Here is a 15,093-nt window from a genome sequence, read left to right on the forward strand (position 1 = left end):
ACACAATTGGAGCTTTGAAGCAGAAAGCTGTTCTTAACTACAAAAACCCCCTTCATATGGACGATTCTTCGTCCTCTGAAGGAGGTCAATTGTGTTTTAGTATTCTCTTGCTTTTACAGGAAGGACTTGCTTTACTTTTTCCAATACGTAATTATTTAACTTGTCATCAATTAAAATATGAACACTTCCACAATCGTCATGTGTACGGATAAGACGCCCGATTCCTTGCCGTAAACGAAGGATCATATAAGGCATATCCACTTCTTCAAATGGATCTTCAGCTCCTTCACGTTTAGCAGTAAAAACCGGGTCATGCGGAGGAAAAGGTAAATCAAAGATGATAACATTCTCGAGAGCTCTTCCGGGAATATCTAAGCCTTCCCACAAATGGGTTGCACAAAGGACCGAATCTACCTCGTTTTGAAAACGAGCAACTAAAGTACTAATTTCCGCATCTCCTTCAAAATAAATGGGAAATTCAGTTTGTCCATCAGAAAAAGCTTTGAATTGCTGTAAATCTTCATCTGTTGTAAAGAGAACAAGCGCTTTTCCATTTGATGCACGAAGTTGTTCAAGCGTGTATTTATGCTTCTCTAGTAGATTCTCATGATTAAAAGTAGGCATATCGATCATCATCTTTTCTTCATAATCGAAAGGTGACTTCACAGTGAACGATAAATAATCATCAATGCCAAGGCTTTTCGCAATATATTGGAAAGAACCGTCTTCTGATAATGTTGCTGATGAAAAGATAAAAGGTTTCTTTTGCGAAAAAACGTCCTCTCTCATAATATCTTCAACCATCCTCGGCATGATGACAAGAGTTCTTTCCTCATTCGTTTCTTCAAACCAAATAATCCCTTTTAACTCCTTTAAAAATAAAGATAACGAATACGTAATTTGTTCTAAATATTCCTCAACAATTTTCAAATCATATTCATTAATCACGTACATTTCGCTTTCAAATACAAGCTCCTCCTCAAGCTCCATAAGGAGGCTTTGTAATGTTTTTGCTTGAGCTAACACCTTAGGGGTCTTCGTAAGCATTTGTTTTTCCGAATCTCCACTTTTACTTGCTACTTTGGTGATCTCAGCAAAAAAACGTTCATTTTCAATAATTGCTTCATCAATAATGTGAAGCGTTTTTTCACGTACATCATTTTCCATCAATTTTGTCAACAATGTCTCAAGCGTCAGCTCTGATAGTCTATAGGTAAGAGCCTTTTGGCTTGCATATTCAAGCAAGTGTCCTTCATCAAAGACAACAGACGAGCTTTCTGGTAACAGCGGAAGCTGACCTTCTCGTTTTCGTGATTCTTTTGTCCATATATGTTCCATATAAAAATCATGAGAGCAAATAATTAAATCCGTTGCATTTCGATAATAGTCCCGATGTAACGTTTGACCACAACGATGCCTCAAGTCACATGAAAAGCAGTCTTGCAGCGGATCCCAACCAATATTTAACCACTGTTGATTGGTTAATTGCGGGTAGTCCTTTCGATCTCCATAGCGGGAAAACGCCTGCATCGAAGTATCACGATGGACAAATGCAGGGAGCTCGTCGTACACTTCGCTATATGGTTCTCCTTCCAAAACAGACTTGTCCAATTTCTTCAAGCACAAATATTGATCTCTTGATTTTGCTAATCGAACATCGATCGTTAATTCTAGGGCCTTTTCAAGACGGGCAATATCGCCTTCCTTTTTAACAAGCTGTTCAATTAAATTTTCATCAGCACAAGCAATAATTGCCGGTTTATTCATATATCGTGCATAGCATATGGCATATAGTAGATAAACAATCGTTTTCCCAGTACCAACACCAGCTTCTGCAAAAATAACTTTTTTTTCCTTAAAGGCTTTCTCTAATTGAAATGCCATATAAACCTGCTCATCCCGAAGTTCAAACCCTGCTTCTGGTAAGATGTCGTAAAAAACATCTCCAATCCATTCCCCTAATTTATCGATAAAGGTTTCGGTCTTTGAAACCGTAAAAGGCAATTTTGTTTTATGCATGAATATCCTCCACTAATTCTTTCTTCTCTCCACACGTACCAAATACGTAAATCCTTTGTTCATTGCCATACAACTGAAAACCACATTCTTGTGATATAGACAGTTTACGGGCAAAGCACCTTATTTGTTTCATCATAGTAAGACAATCTAAAATCAGATAGCTGGTTTACACTAGACAACTAAACTTCGTCACCTAAACTCATCATTTAGCACACTCAGCAAATACCTATCATACAAGAAAAAAGACTAACTCTGAATCGAAATAGAGTCAGTCCCTTGACTGTATTTGTTGAAACTTAATACCCATTAATTCGTGACAAAGAATATGACAACGCTCGTTTCAATTCTTCTTTCGCATTCACAAGCTCCTCTAATGCTGGAAATTGAAGCTCTTCATTTTGTTCAAGTTCGAGTGCTTCAATTGTGTATGATAAAGCACGTTCGATCGTATTAAAATCAATAGCAGAATATCTCATTGCCACTCCTCCAAATCCATTTAATGACAATAGTATTCTATTCTTTTAATCGTTTGTTTATACCTTCATCCTTATCCTTTGGAGGTCTTTTCCCCCAATATTGGTAATAATCGGTTTTAATAAAGCCATTAAATAATTTTCTTTTCTTTGTTGCTGGCTTGCCATAGCATGCCTCAAAATTTTCATTTGCGGTAAGCATGTAGACAGACCATGTATCATAAGGAACAAAAGCTTGTCCCATTTCGTGGTACATTTTTTCAACCGCTGCTTTATCCCCTAATCTTTCACCGTACGGTGGATTTCCAACGATTACGCCGTATTCCTTCGTTGTTGTAAAATCTTTCACCTGCATTTGTTTAAAGGTTAGCAAATCGGCAAATCCTGCTTCAATGGCATTTTTACTCGCGATTTTAACCATGCGATGATCTGAATCGGTGCCTGCAATATCAATAGGTTGATCGTACCGTGCAAGATCTTCCGCTTCCATTCTACCTTCATTCCAATGCTCCGCAGTAATCCAACCCCAATTTTCTGAAATAAACTCACGATTAAAGCCAGGGGCAATATTTTGTCCAATCAAAGCAGCTTCAATCGGCAGTGTTCCGGAACCGCAAAATGGATCAACAAAAGGACGATCAGGAGTCCAATTCGTTAATAAAATTAATGCCGCAGCCAAGGTTTCTTTAATTGGTGCTTCCCCTTGTCCTATGCGGTAGCCTCTGCGATGTAGCCCTGCGCCACTGCAATCAATCGTCAACAAAGCTTTATCTTTTAATAAAGATACTTCGATTTTGAATAGCGGACCATTTTCTTCGAACCAGGTCGTTTTTTTATAATGCTTACGAAGTCGTTCTACAATTGCTTTTTTTACAATTGCTTGACAATCAGATACGCTGAACAGTTTTGATTTCACCGACTTCCCAGAAACAGGAAACTCGGCATTTTCAGGCAAAAACTGTTCCCAAGGCAATGCCTTTGTTCTTTCAAAAAGTTCATCAAAGGCCGTTGCTTTAAACTCGCCTACAACTAATTTAATTCGATCTGCTGTTCTGAGCCACAAATTGCTGCGTACTATTGCAAGCTCATCACCACGAAAATTAATACGGCCATTGTCCACTTCACATTCATAACCAAGTGCTCTAACTTCCTTTGCCACTATTGCTTCTAACCCCATTGCAGCAGTTGCAATTAATTGATATTTAGACATTTTTTCACCCTTAATATAGATCTTCTTCCCACTCCGCGAGAAAACGAATGAGTTCTGCAAGTGGGAGTGGTTTAGTGATATAAAAACCTTGTATATGATCACAGTTTCCTGTTTTCAAATGTAATAATTGTTTTTTACTCTCAACACCTTCGGCAACAACAGAGAGATTTAATCGATGTGCAATCGAAATGATCGCTTCCACAATACTGGAATCGTCATGATATTTGCTAAGATTTTCAATAAAACTTTTATCTATTTTCAGTCTATCCAATGGAAAACGGTTTAAATAGCTCAAAGATGAATAACCTGTCCCAAAATCATCAATCGAAAGCTTAATCCCTAACTTTTTCAGCTTCACTAATTTGCTTATTGTTTGTGAAGCATTCGGCATTATCATACTTTCCGTTAATTCAAAGTCAACTAAATGAGGATTAACATTAGTCTGCTGCAAAATGGCTTGCACTGATTTCACAAAATTTTCTTGATTGAAATGAAGAGCAGAGATATTAATACTAACCAACAAATTGGAATGGCCACGTAAATGAACTTGCTGTATATCCTCACATGCTTGTTTTATAACCCATTCACTAATCGGTACGATTAATCCAGTTTCTTCCGCCAATGGGATAAATTGTTCCGGAGAAATGATTTCTTGCTCCTCCCGCTTCCAGCGAATTAATGCTTCAATGCCAATAATTTTTCCTGTTTTTAAGTGTATTTGCGGTTGATAGACTAGAAAAAATTCTTTTTGTTCAAGGGCCTTGCGAAGTCCAACTTCCATTTTCATTTGTTTCGATTCATCTTTATGCATTTCTTCATGATAAAGCTGATAATGATTTTTCCCACTGGATTTTGCTTTGTACATCGCCTTATCAGCATTCCGCAACAATGTTTCTAATGAACCGCCATCGAGTGGAAATAAGCTGATTCCAATACTTGTTGAAACATACACTTCATGATGTTTCAATATAAAAGAGGAAGTCGAAAGGGCGTGGATTATATTCTCGGCCACACTGACAGCCTCTTTCGGGTGCTTAATATTAGAAAGGACGATTACAAATTCGTCTCCTCCCAACCTTGCAATTAAATCTTTATTTTTAATCAGGCCTTTCAGACGAAAAGATACTTCCTTCAAAAGCTGATCGCCGTAGTTATGACCAAGTGTATCATTAATATGCTTAAAACGGTCTAAATCTAAAAATAAAACAGCAAGTTGTTGATTATATTTGGACGCCGTATCAATAAGACTTTCTAAATGAGTATTCAATGTATAGCGATTGGCGACACCTGTTAAAGAATCGTAATGGGCGAGTTGTCTTAGTTTTTCCTCTGTATGTTTTCGGTCAGTAATATCTGAAAATACCGCGACAAAGTTTGTTATTTCTCCTTTTTCATCCTTGATTGAACTTATTGTCAGCCATTCAGGATAAACATCACCGTTCTTCTTTTTATTCCAAATTTCCCCTTGCCATTTCCCTTTTGTCAAGACACTATTCCACATCTCATGGTAAAACTGAGAACCATGAATTCCCGATTGAAAAATCCTAGGATTATGTCCACATACTTCTTCTTCAACATAGCCGGTTACAAGTTCAAAAGCAGGATTGACAGACAGGATATTGCCATCTTTATCTGTAACAATGACTCCCTCGCTTATATTTTCAAGTACCTTCGCTGCCAACTGCCTTTCATTTTCGAAAAGCTTCTGTTTTGTCATGTCCCTAAAAACGACAACATATTCTTTTATTTTACCAATTGAATCAAAAACAGTGGAGATGTTCATCGATTCTATATATACTTCACCATTAGAGCGTTTTTTAGCAACCTCGTCTGTCCAACTATGATGTTCGAAAAGATGAGCTATCATCCTTTGATAATCCGATAAATTACAAAATAAAATGGAATAGTCTTTACCAGTAAGCAGTTGTTCTTTAAAGCCAATTACTTTCTGGGCCCAAAGGTTTAGCGTAACGATTTTTAACTGTTCATTCAACACGATGATACCCTCTTGCATTTGCATAAAAACAGTATTGGCTAAAGAATGATATTCAGAATTGAGCTCAACCACTTAAAAAACCTCCATTGTCAGTCGACATTTCCATTGTTACACTATTTTATTAAATCATAAGAAGGCAATTGATAAGAACCATATGTATGTCATTTATGTTAAAAAAACAGTGTGAAGTCCACAGTCAAGATTCTTCATAAGAACAAAGCTTTGTTTTATGTTTGGTGTTCATTTTTGAACTTCCGGTTGATCTATCGTAAGTTGTAAAAGCCAAATACCAATTTGTACTAGTACCTGCTTGCGCTAGACTGGATACCCTCATGAAAAGTGAATCCAAACAAACTTATCACTTCCTAAACTGCAAGAAAAGCTCTCCTCTACGGAGAGCTTTTCCTAACTATCTTTCACTTACTGATAATATAAGGTCCTTAATAACGTTCTGTAAGCCATGTTTTGTTCCTTCGTACTGCAAACGACCTTCGTCTTGTACTCCGGTGGTAATCATCTATCTACAGGTTATATTTAACCTGTCCTTCTTTCTCGTTCATTTCCTTAAAGAAGGTGCCCCTACCATAATTTGGGTTTCTCGCTCGTGGGGTTTACCCCGTTCCACCCTACTCATTTCTAAGCAGGCTCCGTCACTGTGGCACTTTCAAGGTATTCACACCATATCATAAAGACTTAGGCATTTTCCCTGCCGTCAAAAAGGAAGAAGCACAGCCCCTTCCTTAATGCCCTAGCTTATCGTTTCGCTAGGCACGAACACTACAGACATCTCAGCCTGTGCGAGCATGGACTTTCCTCTACAATTCGCAAAAAAGCTTATTGCAGCGATTACCCGAACGTTATTAAAAAACTACATGAATTATTATATGTAAGAATGAAAAGAATAGCAATGGAAATTATTAGATTCCAATTTTCAATCAATCGTACAGCTTACTTCCAAACACATGCTTTTCAAGGTTTGAGAGTCTTTTTAAGATATCGAAGTTTGTCGTTCCACTTGTTTGTGGAGCTGGTGCTGGAGCAGGTCGCTTAGCAGATTCTTCAGCTAATCTTTTAAGCCTAATATTTTCTTGTTGAAGCTCTTCAATTTCTGCTTGCATCGCTTCGTAATCCTTAATAATAACATCAAGAAATTTATCTACATCCTCAGGCTTATAGCCTCTCATGGCTGTTTTAAACTCTTTTTCCAAAATATCCTTAGCAGTTAATTTTATTTTATCTGAAAGCATATATTCACCTCTAAACGCCAATCGTTATCATTATTTTTTCAAAAATATGCAACTTTGTCAATTTTTCTTTTGGGGAAGTGACATTTTCTACAGAAAATTTATAAAAGAGGTTGAATTCAGTATCATAAATTTCACTTCCATTTAGACCTCACACAGAATAAACTCGTAATTAATCACATTCCATTAACCATTCACAACAGCTTGTTAAAACATTTTAATTGAAGAACTGAAGTACTCCTTAAAAATCGCTATTCTTCATTTGTTCTTCTTCAACAACTGATTGTAGATCATAAAAATCAATTAAGTTAATTTGGTATGAGTGATTTTCTTGATATTTACGTGCTGTTTCGTACAAAAATTTAGGGCTGCCTTCTTTGTCAAAGTCGTATAAAAGGATTAATGCATCACTCTTCTCAACTAAAAACTGGTTTTTCAGACGAAATTGCCAAGGATTCTCGTATGGCTTCTTTGTAATAGAGTCAACATAATCAGCTTGCATCAAGATAGATTCATACCGTTCTTTGTTCTCATCCTTCCAGTTTTCTTCTTGATTCAAAAACGGAGTTACAACCGCAAGCTTTAAATCTTGATATCCTTCAAGTTGCAAGTCTAATACGACTTCTGCTCCCCAAAGCTCAGCGCCTAATTGACCGCTAATGATGATCCATTCTAAGCCTTCATCCAAATGGAAAAGCAATTGTTTTTTTATCGCTAGTTTAATGTATTCAACAGCAGGATCATTATGACTAAATAATCCAAGCTCGTGTGGTTTATATCCTGAAATGACTGCTACCTTACTCAAATGATTAGCTAGCTCCTTATGTAAAAAGGCACCAGTACATCTGATCCCTTATCTTTTGTATAATTTACCTTAATTTCATTAACAGATGTGAGTCAAGGCTTTATGTCCGCATAAGCAACGATTTTTTACAAGCGCTTAAACGAATAAAAAAGCGTAGGCCTTCATGTTGGAAAAAATAATCGCCGTTAAACAAATTATAACAAAAAACAATAATAGAATCACTTTTTGCAATTTTTTTCACTCATTTCAATTTTTTCATTTGAACATCCTTACTTACATTCCCTATTTTAACGACGACTAAGTACTTAGACAACTAGGGAATTACTGGTTTTTCCTTGCACTCTGCTGTTTTCTCATAATTCGCGCTATTCTTTTTTCGACTTCATGTAACGCGGCAGAATCTTTTCCCTCCCAAAGGGTCATTTTCTCATGTAATATGTGCAAAGCTTTTTCTGAATAATACAGGGCTGACTCCAACTCTTTCTGATGGTGCTCATAGTATTTGGCAAGTTCTAAGCAAACCTCAAAAACGATATTTTTGTGATTTGCATTCGTAAGCTCTTTCCAAAGCTGAGTGGCCTTTTCCCATTCTTTTTGTTTTTTCAACTCATAAGAGAGGGCTAGCTTTGCTTTTAAAGCACTCTGTTCTGTTCCCTTCGCAACAAGAGATAGATTTTCTAGTGCACCTGCCCTTTCACCTAATGAGGCATACCATCTGCCAACTTCATAGCCTTCCGAAACCGTCCTTGATTGATCGATATTTAAAAGCTGAAAACTTATATGAGTATATAGGGTAATAAGGGATAAAATATCCTTTTCATTATGCTGTAGTATTCCAAGCATCCCATCTGGTTTTTGTGTTTCAACAAAATCAAAGTAAATCATCGGAGCAAGATAGCCCGGTACATCTTCATGTCGTTCTACCCCTAATATTTCCTTTTCAACGATTGAAAGTTTAAGTCTGTCAAGCTTATGCTTCCATAAGCGCCTAGCCGCATGAAAAAGATCAAAATGACCGAAAGCTGGTAGCTGAGGAACAAGTTCTCTTATAAGCGTGTGCCTCGTTTTCACCTGCGGCCAATCAAAAGCTTTACCGTTGTAAGTCACAAGTGTTCGATAGTCAATCCTTTCTAAGAAACTTTGATATAGAGGTACCTCTGCCGCTGGATGGGGAAGGAAATGCTGGCGTAGCACAATTTTATCATTTTTTACAGAAGCATATCCTAATAAGAAAATCGTATTCCCCGTTCCTCCACCAAGTCCAGTCGTTTCCGTATCGAAAAAAAATAATTGTTCATGGCTATATCCTTTTGCGGATAATGGATGTTGGACGGTGCTCATATTCCAGGCTTGAATCGCATCAACAAATTGAGCAAAGGTATATTTCCCATACTTTTGCTCTAATGGGAATTCCCTTTCTCGGATAAAGCAAAAATCACCATCATAATAATATGGTTTGACAAAATGTTGCTCCCATTGCTCTTGAAACGGGACTGTTCCCTCAAACTCTATCATTGCTTGGGGCGACTTGGACTCTGCCATTTTTTCACTTCGAATATGCGGCTTTAAGCGGTTTAATTTGTTTCGAAATGACAATTTTCACACTTCCTTAATTAACTCGTTTGCTTTAGAAATTGCTCGAGAATTAGCAAAGCATCGCGCTTCGCAAAGCGACTCGTTGTGTCAGTACCGATACAGGAAGGACAGCCGTTCTCACATTGACAACGGGTAATCATCCCCTTTGCTTCCTTAAGAACATTTTCCATACCGTCATAAATTTTCTCACTTAATCCAATTCCCCCTGGATAGCGGTCATAAAAGAAAATCGTCGGTTTTTCATTATGGACTGCTTTTACCTGTGGTACGACATGAATATCCCCTGAATCACACATGACAAAAATCGGAGCGATGTAACGCAAAGCATGGGCAGCACCGAGCAAGCCTTGTTCCATTCTTGATTCGGACACTTCCAGTCCTTCCTTAAGCGAAATCCATGCAGAGCTTGTACGCAGTTCCTCTTCTGGAAGTGAAATCGGTCCAGAACCGATATTTTCATGGCTGTCAAATTTAATCTTTTTAAAAATCGTCGCTTTAGCCAAAATACTTACGTCTCCATAGGCCACTTCTGTATCATGAAGCAAACGACTCTTATCCATTTCGAGCACTTTTAATTCAACAGCAAGATTGGCATCTGTAAAGTAATCAACATCTACTTCCCTAACAAAAGCTTTCTTTTCTTCCCAATCAAGCTTTTCCACTTGGTACTGAATTCCTTGATGCAAGTAGATTGCTTCTTCATGTAAAAGCGTCATGGCTGAAAATCGGTCCATCTCACCAATTACTTTCACATTGGCAATATTTGATTGATCAATTATGACGATATTCTCCTGTGAAGCAGAACGAAGGCTAATATTATGAGCTGGAAATGAATCATTCATCCAATACCACTTATCGCCTCGTTGGTAAAGAACTCTTTCTTCCACTAAATATTCTAAAACATCCTCTGTTTCAAACGCACCAAAATGCTCACCTTTTTTAAAAGGAAGCTCGTATGCTGCACATTTAAGATGATCGATAAAAATCATTAAATTGTCAGGATTAATTCTTGCTGTTTCAGGACTTCTTGTAAAAAAATAATCTGGATGTTCAATGATATATTGGTCTAATGGACTGGAACTTGCAACCATGATAACTAATGATTCGCTATGTCTTCTCCCTGCTCGTCCTGCTTGCTGCCATGAGCTTGCTATCGATCCCGGGTATCCAGTCATGATACAAACTTGAAGCTGCCCAATATCAACACCCAATTCCAGTGCATTCGTGCTTACAACCCCATAAATGTCCCCATTGCGCAACCCTTTTTCAATCGTCCGCCTTTCAGTGGGCAAATAGCCCCCTCGATAGCCACGGATTGCTTTTGGTCCAAGCTGGTGTTTGACTAATTCCTGAAGATACGTCAGGAGAATCTCAACTCGTACCCGACTGCGAGCAAAAACAATGGTTTGAATCCGATTCTTCAACAGCTCCCCTGCCAGCTTCCGTACCTCTAAAGTAGCACTCCTGCGAATATTTAAAGGCTTATTCACAATCGGTGGATTATAGAAGAGGAAATGTTTTCTCCCACTTGGTGCCCCGTTATTATCAATTAAAGTCATGTTCTTTCCCGTCAGATTTTCTGCTAGCTCCAACGGGTTAGCAATCGTCGCTGATGTACAAATAAAGATTGGATCAGTTCCATAAAAACGGCAAATTCTCTTTAATCTACGAATCACATTTGCTACATGACTGCCAAATACACCACGATAAATATGAAGCTCATCAATTATGACATATTTCAAGTTCTCAAATAATGACACCCATTTTGTATGATGAGGCAAAATGGCAGAGTGAAGCATATCGGGATTTGTAATCACGATATGCCCCGCTTTCCGAACTTTTTCTCGAATTGAGCCTTGAGTATCTCCATCATATGTATAACTATTAATTGTTAACTCTGCATCATCAATAAGCTCAGTAATCTCGCTTTTTTGATCTTGAGCCAATGCTTTTGTTGGGAAAATATAAAGTGCTCTCGCCTGTGGATTTTCTGTAATAGTTTGCAAGACAGATAGGTTATAACAAAGGGTTTTCCCAGAAGCAGTTGGGGTCACGGCAACAATACTTTCACTTCTCTGTACAGCTTCAAAAGCAGAACGTTGATGTGTATACAACTCATGAATACCTCTTTTTTGTAAGGCTTTCTTTAAATTTTCATTTATATGAACAGGCAATTCAACCGTCTTTGCTTCCTTCTCCTCGATCGTATGCCAATGAACGATATTTTCCTTGAAGCTGTCTTCTAGCTTTAAATCCTCTAAAAAATGCTGTAGATTTTTGCGAACCTTCATTGCCCTCACCTCAAATTAAAAGCGTGTATTATCCTTTTATTCTAGCGAATAAACGTTCGCAAAAAAAGAACTTTCTACTATTTTTTATTGGCAATTTTTTAAGGAAGCAAAATTGTAAAAAAACGTCCGCAAAGATTTTAGAAATAACGGGTTATTTCTTGTACAATAGAAGTAGATGAAATCAATTAGAGGTGTAATATGAAACATGAAGATATAAAAAACATATTATCGAAGTTCACACTTTTTCGTGACCTGAACGAGGATGAATTAACAAAAATTGTTAACATTTCAATTTCAAGGGAATGGAAAAAAGGAACATTCGTTTTCATGCAGGACGATCCACTGGAAAATGTTTATTTTATTTATGAAGGGAAAATAAAAATTTACAAAAGCGATGTAACAGGCAAAGAACAAATTGTTGCTTTCTTAAAAAAAGGAGACATGTTTCCCCATGTCGGCTTCTTTAGAAAAGGTGGCTATCCTGCTTTTTCTGAAGCAATAGACGATGCTGTATTAGTAGTGGTTCCCATATCAAAGTTTGAGAACGTCTTAATTGAAAATCCCCAATTATCAATCAAAGTCTTTAAAGTTCTCGGAGAAAAGATTGTGGAATTACAAGAGCGGTTAGAATCGCAAATTATCAATAACACTTATGAACAAATTGTCAAACTCCTCATAAGGCTAGGAAAAAACCATGGGCAAGAATTAGAAAACGGTTCCATTCTACTAAAGGGAGAGTTTACAAATCGTGACTTAGCCAACATGATCGGAACAACGCGCGAAACGGTTAGCCGAACATTAACAAAAATGAAAAAAGAAGGCAAGATCGAAGTTGATAACAAAGGGAATTTACTATTAGATCCAGACATACTAATGGATGAACTAATCTAAAAAACGCACATCTTCGAAAAGCTTGAATGGTTGCTTTGTGGATGAAGCAAAGTAGCATTCATCACGGTACCCAGAGAAAAGGATTATTCTTTCGAAAAATGAAAACTATCGCGTTAACTAAACAAGGGCAAGGAGCTAAAGTTTACCCAAGCGCTACACAAGACATAACCAAAATCCTTTCTTTAATACAAAACATCCGCCAGTAAAACAAACTAGCGGATGTTTTTCCTTTATCTTATTTAGCAAGCATTTCTGCCATGTCTTCCTGAGCTGTTCCGATTAATTTCAAACTAAAGGTTTCTTGCAAAACATTCATTACTCCCTCTGAAATAAATTCTGGCGGTTTTGGTCCGATGCGAATATCCTGAATGCCAAGACTGAATAAGCCAAGAAGAATAGCGACCGCTTTTTGTTCAAACCATGAAAGAACAATACTAACTGGCAACTCGTTAATTTCACATTCAAATGCATCTGCTAAAGCTTTCGCAATTTTAACAGTTGAGCCAGAGTTATTACATTGACCAAGATCTATGTACCGTGGAATGTCTGTCCCTGGTACTGTTCCGTAATCCACATCATTGAAACGGAATTTTCCGCAAGAAGTAGTCAAGATAACTGTCTCTGGCGGTAGAGAGGTCGCCAATTCGCGGTAATATTCGCCTCCCTGACCTGGCGCATCACAGCCAGCAATAACAAAAAACCGTTTGATCTTCCCTTCCTTCACCGCAGCTATGACTTCAGGAGCAAGTCCCAACACTGTTTCATGATGAAAACCGGTTAATAATGTTTCCTCTGAGTCAATATAAGCCTCCGGAAGCTCCAATGCTCTCTCGATCAAAGGTGTGAAGTCATCATTGACAATCTTTTGAACATTTTCAAGTCCGGCAACTTCATATGAAAACATTCTATCTGCATAGCTCCCTTTTATCGGCATGACACAATTTGTCGTCGCAAGAATCGCTCCATTGAATTTTTCAAATAATCTTCTTTGATCATACCATGCCTTACCTAAATTACCCTTTAAATGGGAATATTTCTTCAATGCAGGGTAACCGTGTGCAGGGAGCATTTCTGAGTGCGTATAAATATTGATTCCCTTACCTTCAGTTTGCTTCAGCAACTCCTCCAGTGCAAAGAGATTATGTCCCGTTACAAGAATCGCTTTTCCTTCCACCTTATTTTGGGGCACTCTGATGGGATTTGGAATTCCTAATCTTTTTGTATGCGCTTCATCCAAAACCTCCATGATCCTGACAGCAGCTTGTCCAACCTTCATCGCCATTTCAATATGCTCTTGAACATTAAAGTTCGAGTTCGTTAAGGTCATATAGAGGGCTTCATGTGTTGTCGTATCGACAAATGAATCAGTAGCCCCTAATTGATTGGCATGAGTACGGTAAGCAGCAATTCCTTTTAATCCAAATACGATCGTATCTTGCAAACTAGCGATCGTTTCATCTTTCCCACAAACTCCGACAACCTTACATCCACCTGTAGGTGTTTGTTCACATTGATAACAAAACATTATTTAATTCCCCTCTCTCTTAAATAATACGGTATCAGCATAACCTTTCCTCTGCATATAATTAAGTGAGCCAAATCACATTTCATAGATTGTTCAGAATTTGTTCCCTTCCTACTTGTTTGTCACGTATTCAGCAATAAATTTTTTAACAGCTCCGTCATAACTGAATATACTATACTGACCATTTTTTGAGAGGAGTTGTGCACAATGTCTTCAAAGCTTCCAAAAGAGCCGGATCAATATCAGGATCCTTTCGGTGATTTTCGAAATCTCATGAATGATTTTTTTCACAAAAGACCTGTAAAAGGCTTTCTTCAAAGTATGGATGAATTTTTTCAAATGCCCTTCAGCAGCTTTCCTGTACAGATAAAAGAACTAGATGAAAAAATTATCATTACAGCGGAGCTGCCAGGGGTAAAAAAGGAGCAAATTCATATTGATGTTCTTGAGCGTTCGATTACCATTTCAGTAAAAAACGTGGAAATGGTCATCGAAGAAGATGAGAAAAAGAATTATTTCAAAAAAAGTCAATCTACACAACAGCTTAGCCGCAACATATATCTTGGGCACATAATCGACGAAGCCAGTGTAAAAGCGAGTTATCAAAATGGACTGTTAAAAATTCGAGTTCCAAAGCCAAAAGGGAAGCAAATTTTTATTAGTGACGGAGAACAATAGATTATAAACATAAAAAAACGACCTACCTTTGGTCGTATCTGCTTGTCAACAAAAGCATCGCGAGAACTGTCTCTCGTAGGCTATTGGCAATTTTTTTTGATGGAATTGCCGTTAACATCCGTTGATGTCCGCTCCAAACGCTTACTTCCGAAGAGGCGGTTGGTGAGCCTCTCGGTGCAGTCGTTTCCTGCGGGGGCTTACCTGTCCCGCAAATGAGGCCACTGAAAAAGTTTTTAGCAGTCTTTTTTACAGAATTTCTAGAGCTGCTGTCCTCTGCTCTGTCGAGGTAGAAAGCAAATGACGTTGGTTCCGGCAGTTTTTCTTAATATTGCTGCTATTAATCGGATTTCGGATTGAACTCTTGA

11 protein-coding genes and 1 other RNA gene are annotated in these 15,093 nt (G+C 37.8%); 2 read left to right on the top strand and 10 right to left on the bottom strand.

The annotated features are described in order from the left end of the window. Positions 1-96: 96 nt before the first annotated feature. From FCJ93_RS06340 to FCJ93_RS06380, 9 genes are all read right to left on the bottom strand, one after another. Positions 97-2,019 (bottom strand): ATP-dependent DNA helicase, encoded by a 1,923-nt coding sequence (locus FCJ93_RS06340; protein WP_137743156.1) that lies wholly within the window; start codon positions 2,017-2,019, stop codon positions 97-99. Between the two features lie 296 nt (positions 2,020-2,315). After that, on the bottom strand, positions 2,316-2,495 hold the full coding sequence (locus tag FCJ93_RS06345; protein WP_095306497.1) for a hypothetical protein: 180 nt from the start codon (positions 2,493-2,495) through the stop codon (positions 2,316-2,318). Positions 2,496-2,532: 37 nt separating this feature from the next. Next, entirely contained in the window at positions 2,533-3,702 is a 1,170-nt protein-coding gene (locus FCJ93_RS06350) for a THUMP domain-containing class I SAM-dependent RNA methyltransferase (RefSeq protein WP_137743157.1), read from the bottom strand. Between the two features lie 10 nt (positions 3,703-3,712). Next, positions 3,713-5,722: a sensor domain-containing protein gene (locus FCJ93_RS06355; RefSeq protein ID WP_137743189.1), complete on the bottom strand. Its 2,010-nt coding sequence runs from the start codon at positions 5,720-5,722 to the stop codon at positions 3,713-3,715. Between the two features lie 425 nt (positions 5,723-6,147). Further along, positions 6,148-6,556: RNase P RNA component class B (gene rnpB / locus FCJ93_RS06360), an RNA gene on the bottom strand. 77 nt (positions 6,557-6,633) lie between these two features. After that, a complete protein-coding gene (gene gpsB / locus FCJ93_RS06365) occupies positions 6,634-6,945 on the bottom strand; it encodes a cell division regulator GpsB (protein ID WP_095306499.1) in 312 nt (103 codons plus the stop codon). A gap of 238 nt (positions 6,946-7,183) precedes the next feature. Continuing rightward, the gene (locus FCJ93_RS06370) at positions 7,184-7,747 is read right to left on the bottom strand and encodes an SLOG family protein (protein WP_137743158.1); all 564 of its coding nucleotides are present in this window, start codon (positions 7,745-7,747) and stop codon (positions 7,184-7,186) included. 321 nt (positions 7,748-8,068) lie between these two features. Continuing rightward, a complete protein-coding gene (locus tag FCJ93_RS06375) occupies positions 8,069-9,343 on the bottom strand; it encodes a ribonuclease H-like domain-containing protein (RefSeq protein ID WP_137743159.1) in 1,275 nt (424 codons plus the stop codon). A 17-nt stretch (positions 9,344-9,360) separates the two neighbouring features. Further along, on the bottom strand, positions 9,361-11,634 hold the full coding sequence (locus tag FCJ93_RS06380) for a DEAD/DEAH box helicase (RefSeq protein WP_137743160.1): 2,274 nt from the start codon (positions 11,632-11,634) through the stop codon (positions 9,361-9,363). Between the two features lie 198 nt (positions 11,635-11,832). Between FCJ93_RS06380 and FCJ93_RS06385 the strand changes: the two genes are divergently transcribed. Next, complete coding sequence (locus FCJ93_RS06385; protein ID WP_095306503.1) at positions 11,833-12,525, top strand: Crp/Fnr family transcriptional regulator; 693 nt, start codon at positions 11,833-11,835, stop codon at positions 12,523-12,525. Positions 12,526-12,760: 235 nt separating this feature from the next. On the opposite strand, the gene hcp is transcribed toward FCJ93_RS06385, so the two are convergent. After that, on the bottom strand, positions 12,761-14,050 hold the full coding sequence (gene hcp / locus FCJ93_RS06390) for a hydroxylamine reductase (protein WP_095306504.1): 1,290 nt from the start codon (positions 14,048-14,050) through the stop codon (positions 12,761-12,763). Positions 14,051-14,257: 207 nt separating this feature from the next. Here hcp and FCJ93_RS06395 point away from each other — a divergent pair, with 207 nt between their 5' ends. Next, positions 14,258-14,728, top strand: a complete 471-nt coding sequence (locus tag FCJ93_RS06395) for an Hsp20/alpha crystallin family protein (protein ID WP_137743161.1) — start codon at positions 14,258-14,260, stop codon at positions 14,726-14,728. The last annotated feature ends 365 nt before the right edge of the window (positions 14,729-15,093 follow it).

Origin of the sequence: Robertmurraya siralis, from assembly GCF_005502275.1 — a bacterium.
Taxonomy (GTDB): Bacteria; Bacillota; Bacilli; order Bacillales; family Cytobacillaceae; genus Robertmurraya; species Robertmurraya siralis.

Excerpts from the sequence above, each read along its gene's own strand:
- FCJ93_RS06345 (WP_095306497.1), bottom strand. The coding sequence starts at position 2,495 with ATGAGATATTCTGCTATTGATTTTAATACGATCGAACGTGCTTTATCA.
- FCJ93_RS06340 (WP_137743156.1), bottom strand. The coding sequence starts at position 2,019 with ATGCATAAAACAAAATTGCCTTTTACGGTTTCAAAGACCGAAACCTTT.
- FCJ93_RS06355 (WP_137743189.1), bottom strand. The coding sequence starts at position 5,722 with ATGCAAATGCAAGAGGGTATCATCGTGTTGAATGAACAGTTAAAAATC.
- gpsB (WP_095306499.1), bottom strand. The coding sequence starts at position 6,945 with ATGCTTTCAGATAAAATAAAATTAACTGCTAAGGATATTTTGGAAAAA.
- FCJ93_RS06385 (WP_095306503.1), top strand. The coding sequence starts at position 11,833 with ATGAAACATGAAGATATAAAAAACATATTATCGAAGTTCACACTTTTT.
- FCJ93_RS06350 (WP_137743157.1), bottom strand. The coding sequence starts at position 3,702 with ATGTCTAAATATCAATTAATTGCAACTGCTGCAATGGGGTTAGAAGCA.
- FCJ93_RS06395 (WP_137743161.1), top strand. The coding sequence starts at position 14,258 with ATGTCTTCAAAGCTTCCAAAAGAGCCGGATCAATATCAGGATCCTTTC.
- FCJ93_RS06380 (WP_137743160.1), bottom strand. The coding sequence starts at position 11,634 with ATGAAGGTTCGCAAAAATCTACAGCATTTTTTAGAGGATTTAAAGCTA.
- hcp (WP_095306504.1), bottom strand. The coding sequence starts at position 14,050 with ATGTTTTGTTATCAATGTGAACAAACACCTACAGGTGGATGTAAGGTT.